This is a genomic window from Thalassoglobus polymorphus, assembly GCF_007744255.1.
GTDB classification, from domain to species: Bacteria; Planctomycetota; Planctomycetia; order Planctomycetales; family Planctomycetaceae; genus Thalassoglobus; species Thalassoglobus polymorphus.
The window spans coordinates 4,179,614-4,196,779 of the sequence record NZ_CP036267.1 but is presented as its reverse complement, the minus strand read 5'-3'; the positions used below and the strand labels follow the sequence as shown (position 1 = coordinate 4,196,779).

Annotated in this window: 13 protein-coding genes; all 13 read left to right on the top strand. The window is 54.5% G+C overall.

Annotated elements, in window-relative coordinates:
- The first annotated feature begins 16 nt into the window (after window positions 1–16).
- On the top strand, window positions 17–3,472 hold the full coding sequence (locus Mal48_RS14965; RefSeq protein WP_145201110.1) for a protein NO VEIN domain-containing protein: 3,456 nt from the start codon (window positions 17–19) through the stop codon (window positions 3,470–3,472).
- On the top strand, window positions 3,465–4,952 hold the full coding sequence (locus Mal48_RS14960; RefSeq protein ID WP_197441730.1) for an ATP-dependent nuclease: 1,488 nt from the start codon (window positions 3,465–3,467) through the stop codon (window positions 4,950–4,952). The genes Mal48_RS14965 and Mal48_RS14960 overlap by 8 nt, the downstream gene beginning before the upstream one ends.
- Window positions 4,949–7,951, top strand: coding sequence for a DUF1156 domain-containing protein (locus tag Mal48_RS14955; protein WP_145201104.1), 3,003 nt, complete (start codon window positions 4,949–4,951; stop codon window positions 7,949–7,951). The genes Mal48_RS14960 and Mal48_RS14955 overlap by 4 nt, the downstream gene beginning before the upstream one ends.
- Window positions 7,948–8,817, top strand: a complete 870-nt coding sequence (locus Mal48_RS14950; protein ID WP_145201101.1) for a hypothetical protein — start codon at window positions 7,948–7,950, stop codon at window positions 8,815–8,817. Before Mal48_RS14955 ends, Mal48_RS14950 begins: the two co-directional genes overlap by 4 nt.
- Entirely contained in the window at window positions 8,817–9,413 is a 597-nt protein-coding gene (locus Mal48_RS14945) for a hypothetical protein (protein ID WP_145201098.1), read from the top strand. The genes Mal48_RS14950 and Mal48_RS14945 overlap by 1 nt, the downstream gene beginning before the upstream one ends.
- Before the next feature lie 29 nt (window positions 9,414–9,442).
- Entirely contained in the window at window positions 9,443–12,397 is a 2,955-nt protein-coding gene (locus tag Mal48_RS14940; protein WP_145201095.1) for an ATP-binding protein, read from the top strand.
- A gap of 192 nt (window positions 12,398–12,589) precedes the next feature.
- Complete coding sequence (locus Mal48_RS14935) at window positions 12,590–13,222, top strand: RNA polymerase sigma factor (protein ID WP_197441729.1); 633 nt, start codon at window positions 12,590–12,592, stop codon at window positions 13,220–13,222.
- Window positions 13,219–13,584, top strand: a complete 366-nt coding sequence (locus Mal48_RS14930; protein WP_145201089.1) for a hypothetical protein — start codon at window positions 13,219–13,221, stop codon at window positions 13,582–13,584. Before Mal48_RS14935 ends, Mal48_RS14930 begins: the two co-directional genes overlap by 4 nt.
- Complete coding sequence (locus tag Mal48_RS14925; protein WP_145201086.1) at window positions 13,581–14,402, top strand: ImmA/IrrE family metallo-endopeptidase; 822 nt, start codon at window positions 13,581–13,583, stop codon at window positions 14,400–14,402. The genes Mal48_RS14930 and Mal48_RS14925 overlap by 4 nt, the downstream gene beginning before the upstream one ends.
- Window positions 14,403–14,677: 275 nt before the next feature.
- Window positions 14,678–15,007, top strand: a complete 330-nt coding sequence (locus Mal48_RS14920; protein ID WP_145201083.1) for a multiubiquitin domain-containing protein — start codon at window positions 14,678–14,680, stop codon at window positions 15,005–15,007.
- Between the two features lie 3 nt (window positions 15,008–15,010).
- Window positions 15,011–15,406, top strand: a complete 396-nt coding sequence (locus Mal48_RS14915; protein ID WP_145201080.1) for an E2/UBC family protein — start codon at window positions 15,011–15,013, stop codon at window positions 15,404–15,406.
- Complete coding sequence (locus tag Mal48_RS14910) at window positions 15,403–16,800, top strand: ThiF family adenylyltransferase (RefSeq protein ID WP_145201077.1); 1,398 nt, start codon at window positions 15,403–15,405, stop codon at window positions 16,798–16,800. Before Mal48_RS14915 ends, Mal48_RS14910 begins: the two co-directional genes overlap by 4 nt.
- The gene (locus tag Mal48_RS23895) at window positions 16,797–17,153 is read left to right on the top strand and encodes a DUF6527 family protein (RefSeq protein ID WP_391600824.1); all 357 of its coding nucleotides are present in this window, start codon (window positions 16,797–16,799) and stop codon (window positions 17,151–17,153) included. The genes Mal48_RS14910 and Mal48_RS23895 overlap by 4 nt, the downstream gene beginning before the upstream one ends.
- The last annotated feature ends 13 nt before the right edge of the window (window positions 17,154–17,166 follow it).

Here is a 17,166-nt window from a genome sequence, read left to right as displayed (position 1 = left end):
ACGGGCAAGAACGTCAATGACAGTCGTAAATCAAATCCGAATCGGCAGTATCGTTACCGGGCCGACATTGCCAGAGCCGATCGAGGTTTTGGCCACTATGCCGATGGGCACTTCACTCAAGGTCATTGGCCGAGGCCGAAATAGCGGGATGACACACGATCCCGTTCTTACTTCTGCACAGTTGGCGCAGTTGCGGGTGTCGGCTGAACGAGAGCCATTCAATGGCGATGCTCGTATGTTCCGGCTCGGGGTTGAAGCCCATCGACTGGGACTGGCTTACGAATACGATCCGTTTTTCTCGCTCTCGATCGCACGTGTCGATCCATTGCCGCACCAGCTCGAAGCCGTTTATAGCTATTTTCTGCGTCTTCCCCGCATCCGTTTCCTGCTGGCCGACGATCCCGGTGCCGGTAAGACAATCATGGCCGGGCTGCTGCTCAAAGAGCTGAAGGCTCGTGGTCTGGTTCGTCGAGTACTGATCGTTTGTCCGGCGAATCTGACGTTTCAGTGGCAACGGGAGATGTCCGACAAGTTCCGCGAGAGCTTCAAGGTGATCCGTGGTACTGTCCTCCGAGAGAACTATGGACAGAACCCTTGGCAGGATTGCGATCAGGCGGTGACTTCCGTCTCTTGGGCTTCCATCGTGGAGGATGCTCGCGAAAGCCTGCTGCGGTCTCGCTGGGATTTGGTCATCGTTGACGAAGCTCACAAAATGAGTGCGAGGAGCGAAGACCATAAGACGTACGCCTATCGACTGGGCGAGTCGCTCTCAAGTATGACAGACCACTTCCTGCTGATGACGGCCACGCCACACAAAGGCGATCCAGATCACTTCAGACGGTTCCTCGCTCTGCTCGATTCAGATGTATACGGAAGTATCCAGAGTCTTGAACAGGCAATGCGGGAACAGGAGGCCCCGTTCTACCTCCGACGTACCAAAGAGGCTCTGGTAACTTTTCCCGATCCGGAAACGGGGGATGTCCACAAACTGTTTACGAAGCGTGAAGTACGCAGTGCGACGTTCGATCTCGACGGTGACGAACTGGAGTTTTACGACGACCTGACCCGATTCGTGGAAGATCAGTCCTTTGCTGCTGCTCAGGATCAGTCGGCTCGGGGACGAGCGGTTGGTTTCACGATGGCCATGCTCCAGCGACGGATGGCTTCGTCAATCTATGCTGTTCGACGCAGTCTCGAACGTATGAAGGTTCGTCGCGAGAAGATTCTTGCCGATCCCGAAGCGTACCGGCAGGAACAGATTCAGAAGAAGATGCCAGAAGACTTCGACGACCTCGATGCCGAAGAGCAACAGCAGATTGTTGATCAACTCGAAAACGAAGTGCTGTCCGTCGATCCCGTTGTCCTTCGGGAAGAAATCGCCAGTTTGGGCAACCTGGTCACGCAAGCCCTTCAACTCGAAGATCGTGACGATCAAACCAAGCTGACGAAGCTGCGGGCCGTCCTCAATCAGGAAGGCATCTTCGACGATCCGCAGATGAAACTGCTGATCTTTACCGAACACAAAGACACTCTCGACTTTCTGGTTGGTGACGGCAAGGACGGTCGTCCGCTCGGCAAACTGATCGAGTGGGGACTGACTACCACGCAGATTCACGGCGGGATGAAAATCGGTGACCGAGACACTCCAGGCACCCGGATTTACGCAGAACGGGAGTTCAAAGAGAGCTGCCAGGTGCTCGTGGCGACAGAGGCAGCTGGCGAAGGGATCAACTTGCAGTTCTGTTGGTTGATGATCAACTTCGACATCCCCTGGAACCCGGTTCGGCTTGAACAGCGGGTCGGACGTATTCACCGTTACGGCCAGGACAAAGACTGCCTCGTCTTCAACTTCGTCGCACAGAACACACGCGAAGGGCGAGTCCTCCGCAAGCTGCTCGATCGGCTGGCGGAAATTCGCAACGACCTCGGTTCTGATCAAGTCTTCGATGTCGTTGGCGAAGTCTTTCCATCGAACCAACTCGAACGCCTGCTTCGGGACATGTACGCCCGGCAGACCGACGTCCACAAGATAGAGGACCGTATCGTCCGCGATGTCAGCCCGGAAAAGTTTCGTGTCATTACGGAATCAACACTCGAAGGGTTGGCCAAAAAGGAACTCAATCTCTCCGCGATGGTTGGTAAAAGTGCGGAAGCCAGAGAACGGCGGCTGGTTCCCGAAGTCATCGAACAGTTTTTTGTTGATGCCGCCCCCGAGTGCGGAATGCGGGCCAAGGAAACGGGGAAGAACAGCCACGTCTACCGCGTCGGCAAAACGCCACGCAACCTGCTTCCAATCGGTGATGCCCAGGAAGAACGCTTCGGCAGGCTCGGACGAGAATACAAGCAGGTAGTGTTCGACAAAGAACGGCTGCGCGATGCCCCAACATTAGAATGGGTCACCCCCGGCCATCCGCTCTTCGAGGTGGTTCGCTGCGACATTCTGCGGCGGACGGAAGATCATCTGCATCGAGGGGCCGTGTTTTATGACTTGCATCGCGATGACCCGGCGTTGATCGACGTCTTTGCTGCTTCCGTGAAGGATGGTCGTGGCCGCACGTTGCATCGCCGCTTGTTTGCGGTGGAAACGGCCCTCAGTGGGGAAATGAAAATCCACGAACCGACAATCCTGCTCGATGTCGCACCCGCTCCGGCAGGTGCGACTGGTCCGAGCGACGCGGTCACACTCCCCGATCGGCAGGTAGTCGAACAGTTTCTATACGAGCACACTCTGGAGCCGTGGGGAGAGGAAGTTGCCGCCGATCGGCAGGGAGAAGTTCGACGGATCGAACGGCATGTCGAGATCAGCCTCAATGCTCTCATCGACCGGGGGCAGCACACGCTGGCCGAATACCTCAATCGTCAGATCGAAGGCCAGACTGTCCAGGGACTCGATGGTTTGATCGCCCAAGCCGAGCAGCATCTCGATAACCTCAACAATCGACTCGAAACCCGCCGACAGGAACTGGAACTCGAACGGCACAGTTCCATCTCGGACATCCACCATCTTGGACGGGCATGGGTCACTCCTCATCCCGATCGCAGCAATCCCGATTTCGCCCCAATGGTGCGGGATGATGAGATCGAGCGGATCGCGATTGAAGTCGCTACCCGCCATGAGGAAGAACGTGGCTGGGTGGTCGAAAGTGTGGAGGATGAGAATCGGGGATTCGATCTGATCTCTCGTCGACCGCATCCGGAAGACCCACAGACGTTCATCGAAGTCCGCTTCATCGAAGTCAAAGGCCGCGCGGGGGTTGGCATCGTCGCCCTCAGCGAGAATGAGTACCGGACCGCCGAGCGGATGAAGAACGACTACTGGCTCTACGCCGTCTTCAACTGTGCCGGCGCGCCGGAGCTGCACATCGTAAGGAATCCCGCCCGCCTGGGTTGGCAACCCGTCATGGCAGTGGAGCATTACCGCATTGGGCCAGATGCCGTTGTCAAAGAGAGTCGTGAGGGTAAACGTGACTGATCATCGAGAGGAATTGCAAGCGACGTTTCTCCCAAACCGACGCCATTCGAACTATGGAGAAGCAATCATAAAGATTCGAATTCAAGGAATTCGGAATCATAAAGACACGCTTGTCGAAATCGAGAGCCCCATCACTGCATTCTGTGGTGTGAATGGAACCGGAAAATCAACAGTTCTGCAACTAGCGGCCGCAGCCTATGGATCTCCATCAAAAAGGCGATACTACGTCTCCACCTTTATTCTTGCAGGAAATCTCGATCACAAACCGTTCGAAGATGATTCAAGTGTAGAGTTTACTTATGCGGGGCCAACTTCTGCGGGTAAAGCTGACGACCGACTACTAACGCTGTCACGCTCTGGCTCCTCGTGGTCTGGCTATGACCGCCAACCCGAAAGGCGAGTCGTATACCTTGGAGTTGGCTTTTATCTCCCGCATGCGGAACGCGACGATTACTTCAAGTCGCTTGTCCAAGATCGAACATTCACTTCCCGATCGAAGATTCAGGTCAACGACATTGCATCAGAGTGGGTGTCGAGAATTCTTTTGTGCAAGTACGACGCAGCCCACGTCAATGCTATGCGGAAGAAGTGGGGGCGATCTCACACGCGGATGCTGAGTGCAAAACGCGAGGGTGGTTTTACATATTCCGAATCAAACATGGGCTCTGGCGAGGCTCGTCTTTACGCAATGGTTCTGAAACTTGAAGAAGTAGAACCTCACAGCTTGATATTGCTGGAAGAGCCTGAGACGTCACTCCATCCGTCAGCCCAGTTCGAGCTGGGTAAATACCTGGTAAATGTGGCCGCACGTCGGAATTTGCAGATCCTACTAACTTCTCACAGTGAATATTTGCTTCTGGCACTACCGCAAAAGTCACGTGTGTATTTGAAGAGAGAGGGAGACCGGATTGTTCCGATTCCGGGCATTGGTGTCCGGCAAGCACTGAGCATGATGGACAATTTCGCAATCCGATCGTTGTACATTCTGGTAGAAGATGACGTCGCAAAGGCAATCGTGATCGAACTACTGCGAATGCACGACACAGATTTTCTTCAAACGGTCGAAGTGGTTATCGCCGGTGATGCAAGCAAGATTCAGCAGACGATTGATGTTTTTGTTGAACAGCGGATGCCAATTTGTGCAGTAAGAGACGGCGACCAGGGTGACAATGTGAAAAAGCGAATGTTGAAGTTGTTTGGCACGATGCCACCAGAGAAGGAGATCTTTGCATCTAAGAGTTTTCGAGACGAGTTCAAAGACAAATTCAAGGTTGACTGGGGAGCCATCGACATTAGGTGCAAAGAGCTTGATGACCAGTATAAATCAAAATCTCATCATTATTACTTTGAAGAATTGAAACAGAAGTGCGTACTGGATCGATCAGAACTGCTGGCAGTCTCCGCACGCGCATATTTACGAGGCATTCCTGAATCGGTTCGAATTGCACTCGTAGAACAAATAAAGGCTGCAACGCTGTGAATGAATACCCTAAACGTCTCATTGAAGTTGATCTTCCGATTGCTCGTATCTCGGCGCATGCGCGGCGGGAGAAGTCGATTCGGCATGGGCATATTTCGACGTTGCATATCTGGTGGGCGCGGCGGCCGCTGGCGGCATGTCGGGCGGTGATTTGTGCTTCGTTGTGGCCCGATCCGGCTGATGAACTCTGCCCCCCTGCGTTTCGGGAAGCGGCAGCCACGCAGCTCATGGCGTTTGCCCATCGCATGTTTCCGGCCAGGATCAATGATGAGGGACATCAACTGCAAGCGACCGCATCGCCCGAAAGTCGGGGGCGTTGGGAGGGGCTGCTTCAGTCTGAAAAGGATGGGTTGCCGCTTGATCCGACCGATGCTGCTCATCAGCAAGTGTTGCAGGGGGCGTTGCTTGATTTTATCGCCGACTTTGCCAACTGGGACAACAGCACGGTGCCAGCGTATCTGGAGACGAGCCGCGCGTTGACTCAGGCCGCTCACGAGGCGTTGGGCGGCGTTCCGGGAACGCGGCCACTCGTTGTTGACCCGTTTGCTGGGGGTGGTTCGATTCCGCTGGAAGCCTTGCGTGTTGGCGGCGATGCGTTTGCCAGTGATTTGAATCCGATTCCTGTTCTGTTGAACAAAGTCGTGCTGGAATACATACCGAAGTACGGCCAGAAACTGGCAGATGAAGTCCGCAAGTGGGGCGATTGGATCAAAGAGGAAGCAGCTCAGGAACTGAGCGAGTATTTTCCACCCGGGCCAAACGGAGAGACACCCGTTGCCTATTTGTGGGCGAGAACCATCAAGTGTGAGGGTCCGGGTTGCGGCGCGACCGTGCCATTGATTCGCTCACTATGGATTGCCAAACAAGGTAGGCGATCAATCGCGCTTCGGCTCATCGAAAATGTGGAAGAGAAGCGAGTTGACATCGAAGTTCTTCAGAATGCAAAAGCAAAGGATGTCAAAAGCGGAACCATCCAGCGTGGAAGTGTCACATGTCCTTGTTGTTCCTACACGACTCCTGTCGCGCGTGTGCGAGAACAAATGAAGGAGCAGATGGGTGGTGCAGACACAAGCCAGCTTCTCGTCGTAGCAACACGATCAGACGATGGAAAATTCTATCACACGCCGTCGAAACCAGAACTCGACGCGGTGGCAATAGCAATTGATCATGTTCAGCGGGAGAAGATACTGGCACCGATCGAGCTGCCACTAATGAGTGGCGTCTTCAATGCGCCAATCTACGGAATCACCAGATGGGATTTACTCTTCAGTTCCCGCCAATTACTTGCAACTGATGTGATCGGCAGAGCTATTGCAAAAGCAGCGGGTGAAATCGCTCAGCAAGAGGAGCAAGAGTTTGCTCTGGCAGTCAAAGTCCTACTTCATCTCGCACGTGGCAAATACCTCGACTTTCGTTCGACACTTTGCGGTTGGATAAGTGTCGGTGAGAAAATCGGCCATACGTTTGGGCGGCAAGCCTTAGGAATGATCTTTGATTGGACCGAAGGAACTCCATTCGGCGACATGAGTGGAAGCTGGGAGCGTAGCTTCGAGTACATTGCGAAGTTCCTGGAGGCTGAGTCTGGCTGGGCAGAGGCACCCGGAAACGTGGAACAAGCGTCAGCTCAATCACATCCACTTCCAGACGATTCCGTTGCTGCGTTCGTGAGTGACCCACCGTATTACAACGCAGTGCCGTACGCTGATCTTTCGGACTTCTTTTACATCTGGCTACGTTCTGCCTTAGCCGATGATTTTCCGTCATTGTTTCAGTCAGAAATCGTAAATAAGGATGCCGAGCTTTGTGAGATGGCCGGTTGGGATTCGGTTCGGTATGCCAACAAGGATGCCGAGTTTTACGAATCTGGCATGAAAGACGCTCTCGCAGAAGGACGCCGTATCTGCGCGCCGTCTGGTATTGGTGTTCTGGTTTTTGCCCACAAATCAACGACTGGCTGGGAAACCCTGCTCTCAGCATTGATTGACGCGGGTTGGATTGTCACCGGATCGTGGCCGATTGACACCGAGCGAGGTGGACGGCTCAGAGCAATGAACTCAGCAGCCCTGGCCTCATCTGTTCATCTTGTCTGCCGCCCTCGCGAGAACGAATCTGGCGAACTTCGAGACGAAACCGGAGAATGGCGCGATGTCCTCTCCGAACTTCCCAAACGTATACACGAATGGATGCCGCGACTGGCGGCCGAAGGGGTTGTGGGAGCTGACGCGATCTTTGCCTGCCTGGGACCGGCGCTCGAAATCTTCAGCCGGTACAGCCGGGTCGAAAAGGCGAGCGGCGAAGCGGTGCCGCTTCGGGAATACCTGGAACAGGTCTGGTCGACCGTTTCGACCGAAGCGTTGTCAATGATCTTCAAGGACGCCGACGCAGCCGGTCTGGAACCGGATGCCCGCCTGACCGCGATGTGGCTGTGGACACTCGGAGGCATGGAAACCAATGGCAGCGATTCCAAAAGCAGCGACAGCGATGAGAAAGTGGTCGCCAGCAAAGGCTACACCCTCGAATACGATGCCGCCCGCAAAATCGCCCAGGGGCTGGGAGTTCATCTGGAACAGAGCGATTCGATCGTCGAATTGAGCGGCGACAAAGCACGCCTGCTCCCCGTCAGCGAACGCACCCGCCATCTGTTCGGCAAAGACGCAGCGACGACCACCCCGCGCGGAAAGAAGAAAAAGGCAAAGGCGAAACAACTCGACTTGTTCAAGACCCTCGACGAAATCGAAGCTGAAGCCGAAGAAACCGTCGCTGGCGAACTCAAACCCCAGGCTGGCGAGACGGTCCTCGACCGCGTCCATCAATCAATGATCCTGTTCGCGAGCGGTCGCGGCGAAGCCCTGCGTCGATTCCTGGTCGATGACGGAGCAGGCAACGACGCCCGCTTCTGGAAACTCGCCCAATCCCTCTCCGCCCTGTACCCCAAAGAAACCGACGAAAAACGCTGGGTCGATGGTGTGCTGGCAAGGAAGAAGGGGCTTGGGTTATGACACTCTCCTCAAAGATAGACTCGGTCATCCTAAGCCGGATTGCACCACGCACGAAGCATACGAAGCACGTGCTCGATCGGCTCACGAAGTATGAAGCAAGTGACAAGCAAAAAACACTCGATGACGAAGAAGTATGGACGCTTCTGTTGTTGTATGGATTCATCGTTGGAGGCGAGAAGTCGCTGCCTAACTTGGCGAACGTATTGATGGGGACGAGACCAGAAACGGTCGCGGAGGCATGGCTGGAACTACATCCAATGTCACCCCGACAGGGTACGTCTGGTAACAGTGAGAGAAACAGCCAGATTGATCTGATTCTCGGTGATGCCGCGATCCGCCAAGGAACCGTGGGCGGCGTGCAGTATTGTAAAAGACCGCATGGTGAGGATGGTTGGGTTTGCTTCGTTGAAGCGAAATGGCTGAGCGACATTGCGGCCAAAACGACTCACGACTGGGGACGCAACCAGTTCGCACGGGTGGTCGAAACAGCTCTGACGTTTCAAGGCGACGGTCAGTTTCCATCACATGTGCATGTCACACTGCTCACTCCTAGAATCTTCAAAACGCCCCGTGAATCCTCAGCCAGTCGTCTGTACGCCTACAAGTGGCGGGAATACGTAAATAAAGACGGCGGCATCAATCGCAACGCGATCCTTGCTGACATCGACCGTTCCCGCGTCGATCCACGAACGAGCACGAAGGGTTGGACTTATCCCAAACTCGGGGAACGGATCAAGACCCTGACAATGAGCTGGGTCACCTATGAGCAACTGCTGGAGTCCATGCCTACGTCTGATTTCAAGACGGAGCTCTGCAAGTTTGCAGAGTATGGAACTCACTTGCTTCAGATGAGCGAGGTGGCCTGATGACGGAGAGCGGTGTCCGCGACTGGTGGGATTGTTTCCTGCAACATGTGCAGGAGCCAAGCCGGGCTGCGCCGCTCAAGGAAGCCTCTCTGGCTGAGAACCTGGGGGACTGGACGCGATTGACGACAGAGGCGGTCGTCCGCACTTGCGAGTCGATGGGCTGGGAAGCAACTGCCCGTGGTCATCGTCTTCGGCGTTTACCAGAAACGGCATCGGAATATCTCGCGCTGGATGCGATGGCCTTTCCCGATCGTGAAAGCTGTGGCGATGTCCCTTGGCCGATGCCGGTCGCGGTTTTTGAGCTGGAGAACAGTCCACGCGACGATCGAGTCGCCTATTCATTGTGGAAGGTGCTCTGCACACGTTCGCCGCTGCGAATGGTCTACGCTTATCGACGTGACTGGGAGCAGACGCGGGGACTGATGAATCATCTGGCGAGTGAAGTCATCGGAAGTCTGTCACTTCAAGATCGAAAACAACTGGAAGGTGTCACCACGGTGGTGACCGGAAGTCGCGGCGAAAGCGAAACTTTTCCGCATGGTTACTTCAAGCTGTGGTTGCTTGACACCAATCTTGGAAAATTTGACCGCATTTGAGCCGTCTGAGCGGCATCAAGGATAACAACATGGCGAAGCTGAAACCCTGGTATCAAGTAGTTACGCCCCGCGAAGATTTGCGGGAGAATCGACCGATGGATGCCTCTGAGTTTGCGGTCCATCTGGATCATATTCGGCAGAAGCGGGACAACGTCTCGCCTGACTACATTGAACCAGCGAGGTTCTTCGAGCGAACATTCTTGACGGGCAGCCTTTTGGACCTGTCATCACAGGTTGTGCGCAGACTATCCGGGGTTCAGGTTGAGACCTCGGCTGTCTTCAATATGGCGACTCAGTTTGGCGGTGGGAAAACCCACTCACTGACAACGTTGTGGCATCTGGCGACCTGTGGAGAAAAAGCGAAATCCTATAAGGGTGTCGAGCGGATTCTGGCCAAAGCTCAGATTTCCCAAGTGCCCAAAGCCCGTGTAGCTGTTTTTGTGGGAACAGAGTTCGACGCCATTCAGGGGCGAGGGGGGGACGGAGAACCTGTTCGCAAGACTCCCTGGGGCGAGATCGCCTGGCAACTGCGTGGTCAGGAAGGTTTCGACCTTGTTGCTGAGCACGACGCCAAAGGGATCGCTCCCGGTGGCGATGTGTTGCAGAAGTTATTGGGGAGCGAGCCCGCTCTGATTCTCATCGACGAGCTGATGAACTACATCAGTCGGGCACGCAAGCTGGAAATGCGTGATCAGTTCTTCGTCTTTCTGCAAAGCCTGTGTGAAGAAGCTCGCGCTCACAACAACGTCGTGGTGTGTGTGTCGATTCCGGCTTCCGAAGACCTGGAGATGTCCCCCGAAGATGTCCGGGATTTCCAATCCCTGAAGAAGCTGCTCGATCGCCTGGGCAAGGCGATCATGATGTCGGCCGATGCCGAGATTGCCGAAATCATTCGGCGCAGACTGTTTGAATGGGACTTGTTTGACACCGAGGCTAAGAAAGTGGCGACCGCATATGCCGACTGGGCTGTCGACCATGCCCAGGAACTGAGCGGGATTGATTCCGATACGGCCCACGAGTTGTTCAAGACCTGCTATCCATTCCATCCCTCTGTGTTGTCCGTCTTTGAGCGGAAGTGGCAGAGCCTGCCCCGCTTTCAACGGACACGCGGCATTCTGCGGTTGCTGGCGTTGTGGGTGGCCCATGCATATCAGGACGAACACCGCAAAGCGATGCGTGAACCGTTGATTACACTCGGTTCCGCTCCTCTGGAAGACCCGATTTTCCGTTCCGCCATGTTCGAGCAACTTGGTTCCAACGAACTTGAAGTTCCGCTCACAACGGATATTGCTGGAAAGAAGGATGCCCACGCGGTTCGCCTGGATCGTGAAGCATCTGACGCAATCAAGAAGTCGAACCTGCACCGGAAGGTTGCCTCGGCGATCTTCTTTGAGTCGAACGGCGGCATGAGCCAATCGAAGGCGGTCGCAACACTCCCGGAAATACGGGCTGCTGTGGGCACCCCTGACCTCAATATGGTCGACGTCGAAAATGTGCTCGAAGGATTGGTGGGGAGTTGTTACTACCTCAACTGGGACAAAAACCACTACCGCTTTGGACTGACTCCCAACCTGAATCAGATTCTGGTCACCCGCCGTGGTGCTGTTCAGGGGAAAGAGATCAGCGAACGTATCAAGCAGGACACACAGGATCTCTTCAATAAGGGAACCAAAGCTCTCGACCGTCGATTCTTTCCTGAACGCAGCAATGATGTCCCGAATCGTCCCGTCCTGACACTGGCTGTGATGGGACTGGATCATCTGGTGGGCGATCGTGCGACTGAAAAGTTGCTTGAAACGATTGTGCGTGAGTGTGGTACATCTGGCCGGACCTACAAATCAGCCTTACTGTTTGCCGTCCCAGATGGCTCCGACGCGATCCACGATGCTACACGCGATGTATTGGCCTGGGAGGCGATCGAAGACGACACCGATACGCGCAAACAGTTGGATGAAGGTCAGGAGCGTCTTCTGAAGAAGAACCTCGGGCGTGCTAAGTCCGATATGAAAGAGGCCATCTGGCGAACGTACCGCTATCTTTATCTGCTCGGCAAAGACAACAAACTGCGACAGATCGACCTCGGCCAGATCACGTCGAGCCAGGCTAGCAACCTTGTTGAGTTGTATGTCAACGAGTTGAGCCGGACAGATGAAATCACCTCAGGTGTGGGTGCCAATAAGTTGCTGAAGTATTGGCCGCCCGCATTGACGGAGTGGTCCACAAAGGGAGTCCGTGATGCATTCTATTCATCGCCACAACTTCCTCGGCTGCTCGATGCCGACACTATCAAGCGGACGATCGCTGATGGGGTCAGTCACGGCACACTGGGATACGCGGTCAAACAAAGTAGCGGCCAGTTCAAGCTTCTCCATTTCGACGAGAGTCTCGCTGAAAGTGATGTCGAGATTGCGGAGGATGTTTTTATTCTCAGAGCGGAGGACGCCCAGAAGCTCCGTGAGCCACCAAGATTGGATCGCATCACTATCCGCCCCACTGACGTTACGTTGAAGCCCGGCGAGCAAGCATCGTTTTCCTGCTCGGGAGTCGATCAGTACGGCGAAGCGTGTTCGATCCCAACCACAAAATGGACTTCGTCGGGTGGCGAGATCACACCCGACGGACTCTACAAGGCGAGCAGCGACAATGAAGGTGGCTTGTTTACCATAAAAGCCGAATCAGAGGGTCTGGAAGCCATTGCTGAAGTCCGGATCGTGAAGCCGCAAGAGACGACTGGAGGCGGGTCAGGGCCAGGTGATGATCTACCACCAAGTCAAAAGGCGATTCGCTGGGAGGGAACCGTACCGCCTCAAAAATGGATGAACTTTTATACAAAAGTGCTCAGCCGATTTGCGTCAAGTGATGGGCTGAGGTTGAAAGTATCGTTTGAGGTCCCCGCTGACGGCGAGCAAGGGCAATCCAAGGCTGACGAAGCACGCTCAGGCCTGAAGGAACTGGGACTAGACGACAACGTGAAGCTGGGTTGATGGATGATGGGGCCAAGTTGGGTGCCTAAGAACTGAAGTCAAAAAAGTTGATTTTTTGAAAGAAAGTGTGGTTCGATTTGGTGGTCACTGCGAGTTTGATCTTGGCGAAGAGATGCGGGAGACGTCGCCAACCTTAGACCCATTCCAGTATTTGTGGGCAGAGAATCATCTCACAGGCGTTTGGGAGTGCAGGTGATAGTGTGTGAACCGTTTGATGAGGAATACGTCCGCCTTTTGCTTGACGGTTCCGAAGACGAAGTGAAGGAAGGGATCGAGTTGATCCACCATCACCTGCGTTTCGGAATCTGCGGGTGGCTGCGTGAGCGGTTTCCGGGATTGCAGTCAGCAGATCTTGAAGAGGTTTGGGCTGATGTCATCACCGGCATTCTCGAAGCGAAGGATTTCGATCCTGAGCAACCACTTCTTCCGTTTCTTCGCGCGATTGCATTTCGGCGTGCGACTGACCGTCTGCGTCGTCAGGATGCCAGAGATCGGCTGGTCGACGCGGTCGGTGGATTTCTCAGGAACACCAAGATTGGAGGTACGTGGAGTGAACTCAATCAGCTTGAACGTTGTGAGGTGATGGAGTTGATCCGAAAGGCAATTAGTCAGCTCCCGAATCGCCAAAAACTTGTCATGGATGTTTTCGTAGGCGACTTTCCCGAAACGGCTTCAATGCCAGAACTGCAACGCCTTGTGTCCGAAAGGGCCGGCAAGCCGGAAACTCTGGCAGCCGTGAAGCGTGCGTTGCAGGAGGCAAGAGCGAAGGTCAGGAAGTTGCTGGTAGACAAAGGGTACAACTTTGGAAAGCAAGGTGAGCTATGAACAGCGAACTGGACCGTGAGGATCAGGCGCTCGACGCTCTCATTGCCGCAGCTTTCCGGCAGGAGGATTCTGGCGATCTGGATATGGAAGCGTTGAAGAAAGCCAAACGGTTTTTGACAGCCGAAGATCGTCAGGTGCTGGAGAAGCTGGGAGATGATTTCGTGGAGCGAGTAATGAGTGGGACACGAGAATCTAAGGCGACGTCAATTTGGAAAGAATCCGAAACACTTCACGATGAAGAACTGGCATCGGCGATGAATCGAGGTGACGAGGACAATCTCACCGACGCGGCACGCGAGGAGATGGAGCGAAAGTTGCGTGAACTGGAAGATGCGGATGACGAGGGAGCCGAGGAGCAGTGAAACCGCTTGAGCTCGAACAACTTGCCGACGAAGTTCGCGCTGGTCATGAGATTTGTGATACGCCGGTCGATCCGTTCAAGATCGCAGCGGAGGAGCAAATCAAGGTCCTACCAGGTACTTACGATGACTGTTTCGATGGCCGACTTGAGTACCGAAAGCAACATGACCGAAGCGGATTCTATTTGTTTTACGCCGAAGCCTCACCAGGGTTGCGGCCAATGGGGCGTGTTCGATTTTCGATCGCTCACGAGTTGGGACATTTTTACATCCCCGCCCATCGTGAGTACTTGCTGTCGGGTTTCTGGCACGGTTCCCGCGCCGGGTTTGTGTCTGAAAAGCCACTGGAACGCCAAGCCGATCAGTTTGCTGCGGCACTCTTGATGCCACGACATGCGATGAACGACTTTGCAAAAAGGCATCGCGGCGGATGTTCTCTTCAAGACCTGGCGGACTTGGCGAACGACCAATTTGAGACTTCAGTACTCAGCACCGTGATACGCTACGTTCAGCTCGATTTTGAACCGTGTTGCGCCGTGCTGACAGAGAACGGTCGAGTGCGTTTCAGCTTTACGTCAGATTCTATGCGAGCATTGAGACTCGGATGGGTCGAACGAGGGTCTGACGTTCCAACCGGAACGATTTCCAAGAATGCACTTGCCGCGCAACAACGGTCGGCGAAGGGCTGTGTCGATTCCGAGATTTGGTTCGAGGGCAAACCGCCGCACGATCTCTGGGAGGAGATTCTGATCTTTGGGCAATCCGGCTACGCGGTCACCTTCCTGGTGGCTGAAGAAGATGATGCCGACGAGGACGACTGAGGAAAAACTCGAACTTCCATGGTTCGATTTTCCGGGGCGTGCGAGTATTAGGGTGAAGAGGAAAGCAAAAGCGGTCGGAATTGCTTCACGGCATTCCCGAAAGAAAATAGCCGCATCGCAGGCAAGTTTGGCGACAAGCTGCGAAACGGCTGAGTTAGTGACCAGCGCGAAGTCCCGCCAGCCGCTACTTCGTAGCGTAGCTCTTCTCGCAGTCCGTTTCAATCAGAATGCTGGCGGCGGTTCGCAGACCGTGTTTCTGCGAGGAGATTTGAGCTATGTCTGAACATCAGACTGCCGAAGTTGACGATGATAATGTCGTTGACCTGCTGGATGTCGAAGAATGCGGAAAGGCGGGCCGAAAACCGCCCAAAGCACGCCGCTACCGTATCCGTATCGACAAGGAACGCTACGTCGTAGAAGTTCCCGAGATGACGGGGCGGGCACTGCTGGTTCTCGCGGGGAAAACACCGCCCGAACAGTTCACTATCTCGCAAAAGCTGCGAGGTGGCCAAACCGAAACGATTGGTTTGGATGACGTCGCCGATTTCACCAGACGCGGCGTCGAGCGTTTTATGACCCTGCCCCTAGATCAAACGGAGGGCTGAGTCATGCGGCGAGATTTCCGTCTTCCTGAGTGGGACGAGCAGCATTTGAACGGACGGGGTCTGCCGTGGGAAACCATCGTGGACGGGAAGCAGCGATGCCTTCTCGTCCACGATTGGGCTCTTCCTGAGGGCTACAACCATCCGAAGGTTTCGGCCCTGCTCTTGATCCCCAGCGCGTATCCAGAGGCCGCGTTGGACATGGTCTATTTTCGACCCGATTTGCAGCGGTCAGACGGCAAGAAGATTCCTGCCGTTTCCAACCACAGTGTTGCTGGGGAGCCGTGGCAACGATGGTCAAGACACTACACATCTGCCAATCCGTGGCGCGTCGGCGTAGATGATATTTCAACGCACTTGACGCTGGTGGACCACTGGCTGGCGAGGGAGTTTGACCGATGAAAACCAAGTTGCGAATGACGGGGCGACAACATGAACTGCTAATGTCCCATTTGTACCCAGGCGATGGTAAGGAAGCGGTGGCATTTGCGCTCTGCGGTCGCCGGAACGGGAACAGTGTCCACGCGTTGAGCGTGCGCGCGATTCATACGATCCCATACGAAAAGTGTCCTGTTCGGCGGCACGATTGCGTTACTTGGGAAACTGATGCGTTTGCCCCGATCCTCCGCGAAACGACTGACAAAAGGCTGACTGTTATCAAGTTTCACAGCCATCCCTGTGGCCTTGCCAGATTTTCCCCCACCGATGATGTTTCGGATCGCGAACTGCTCGCTTCCGTCCAAGCGTGGACGGATTCTGATTTACCCCATGGTAGCGTTTGCGTTTTACCTGACGGATCGTTGTTCGGTCGCTGGATGACGCCCGAAGAACGACTCGAGCCGATCGACGTATTGTCCGTTGTCGGCGACGATCTCAACTTTTGGTTCGCGTCGGATGTGAAATCCGATGACATGCCAGGGTTCGCTTGGCGCAACGCGCAGGCATTCGGCGCTGGGACAACGGGATTGCTGCGTCAACTTTCTGTTGCTGTTGTCGGCTGTTCGGGCACCGGCAGCCCGATGCTTGAAATGCTGATGAGGCACAATGTCGGCCATCTTGTTTTGGTTGATCCCGATCGCATCGACGAGAAAAACCTAAACCGCATTACATTTGCGCGAAAGAGCGACATCGGGCAACTCAAGGTGGAGGTTGCCGAGAAGTGGATCAAATCGGTCGCGCTGGGAACGGTCGTTGAGGCGTTGCCACACAATCTTTGCGAACCGGCGATCATCAGGCGTGTTGCTGAATGTGATGTTGTCGTGGGATGTATGGATAGTGCTGAAGGACGCTGGCTGCTGAACAAACTGGCAACTTTCTACTGCATGCCGTACTTCGACGTCGGTATTCGCCTTGATGCGGATGGTCACGGTGGCATCAATCAGATTTGTGGTTCGGTCAACTATCTCCAACCTGGTGGTTCCAGCTTGCTGAGTCGAAAAGTGATCACGATGAGACAGGTTGAGGCAGAAGGGCTAAAGCGGACGAACCCAGAGGTTTACGCCACTCAACTGAAAGACAAATACATCCATGGAGTTCAGGAAGATCGTCCTGCTGTTGTAAGTATAAACATGCACTATGCAAGTTTGACGATGCTGGAAATCCTCGCGAGATTGCATCCCTTTCGCGTCGAAGGCAACGAGCAGTTTGCGAGGTTCGGGAGCAGCTTGACGGACCCCCGTTTTGCTCCCATGGACGAAGATGGGGCGCCGTGTCAGGCGCTTTCCAAACATGTTGGGCGAGGTGACACCGTGCCCCTCCTCGATAATCCCTATCTCAGCGAGGTGGAAACGGCATGAGAAAGTTCTTCTCTCGCAACTTGGCATGGCTTTGCAGTTGGTTTCAAAGGAAGCCGGTACGCTTCAAGACGGAGCATGTAGAAGAGCTACCAGATCAAATCGAACCGGAAACAATCTACATAGCAGGCGAGGAAAAGTACCTCTGGTTTGTTGCAATGATCTGCCCATGTGGCTGCGGTGAAACACTTCTCATGAATCTGTTAGCCGACACGAGACCAAGGTGGTCAATCGTTTTCAATGCAAACAATACTGTATCTTTATCACCATCCGTTTGGCGGAAAGTAGGATGTCGCAGCCACTTCTTTCTTCGCGAGAGCAAAGTGGTTTGGTGCCGTGAGAACAACAACCAATAGCATCCATAATCAG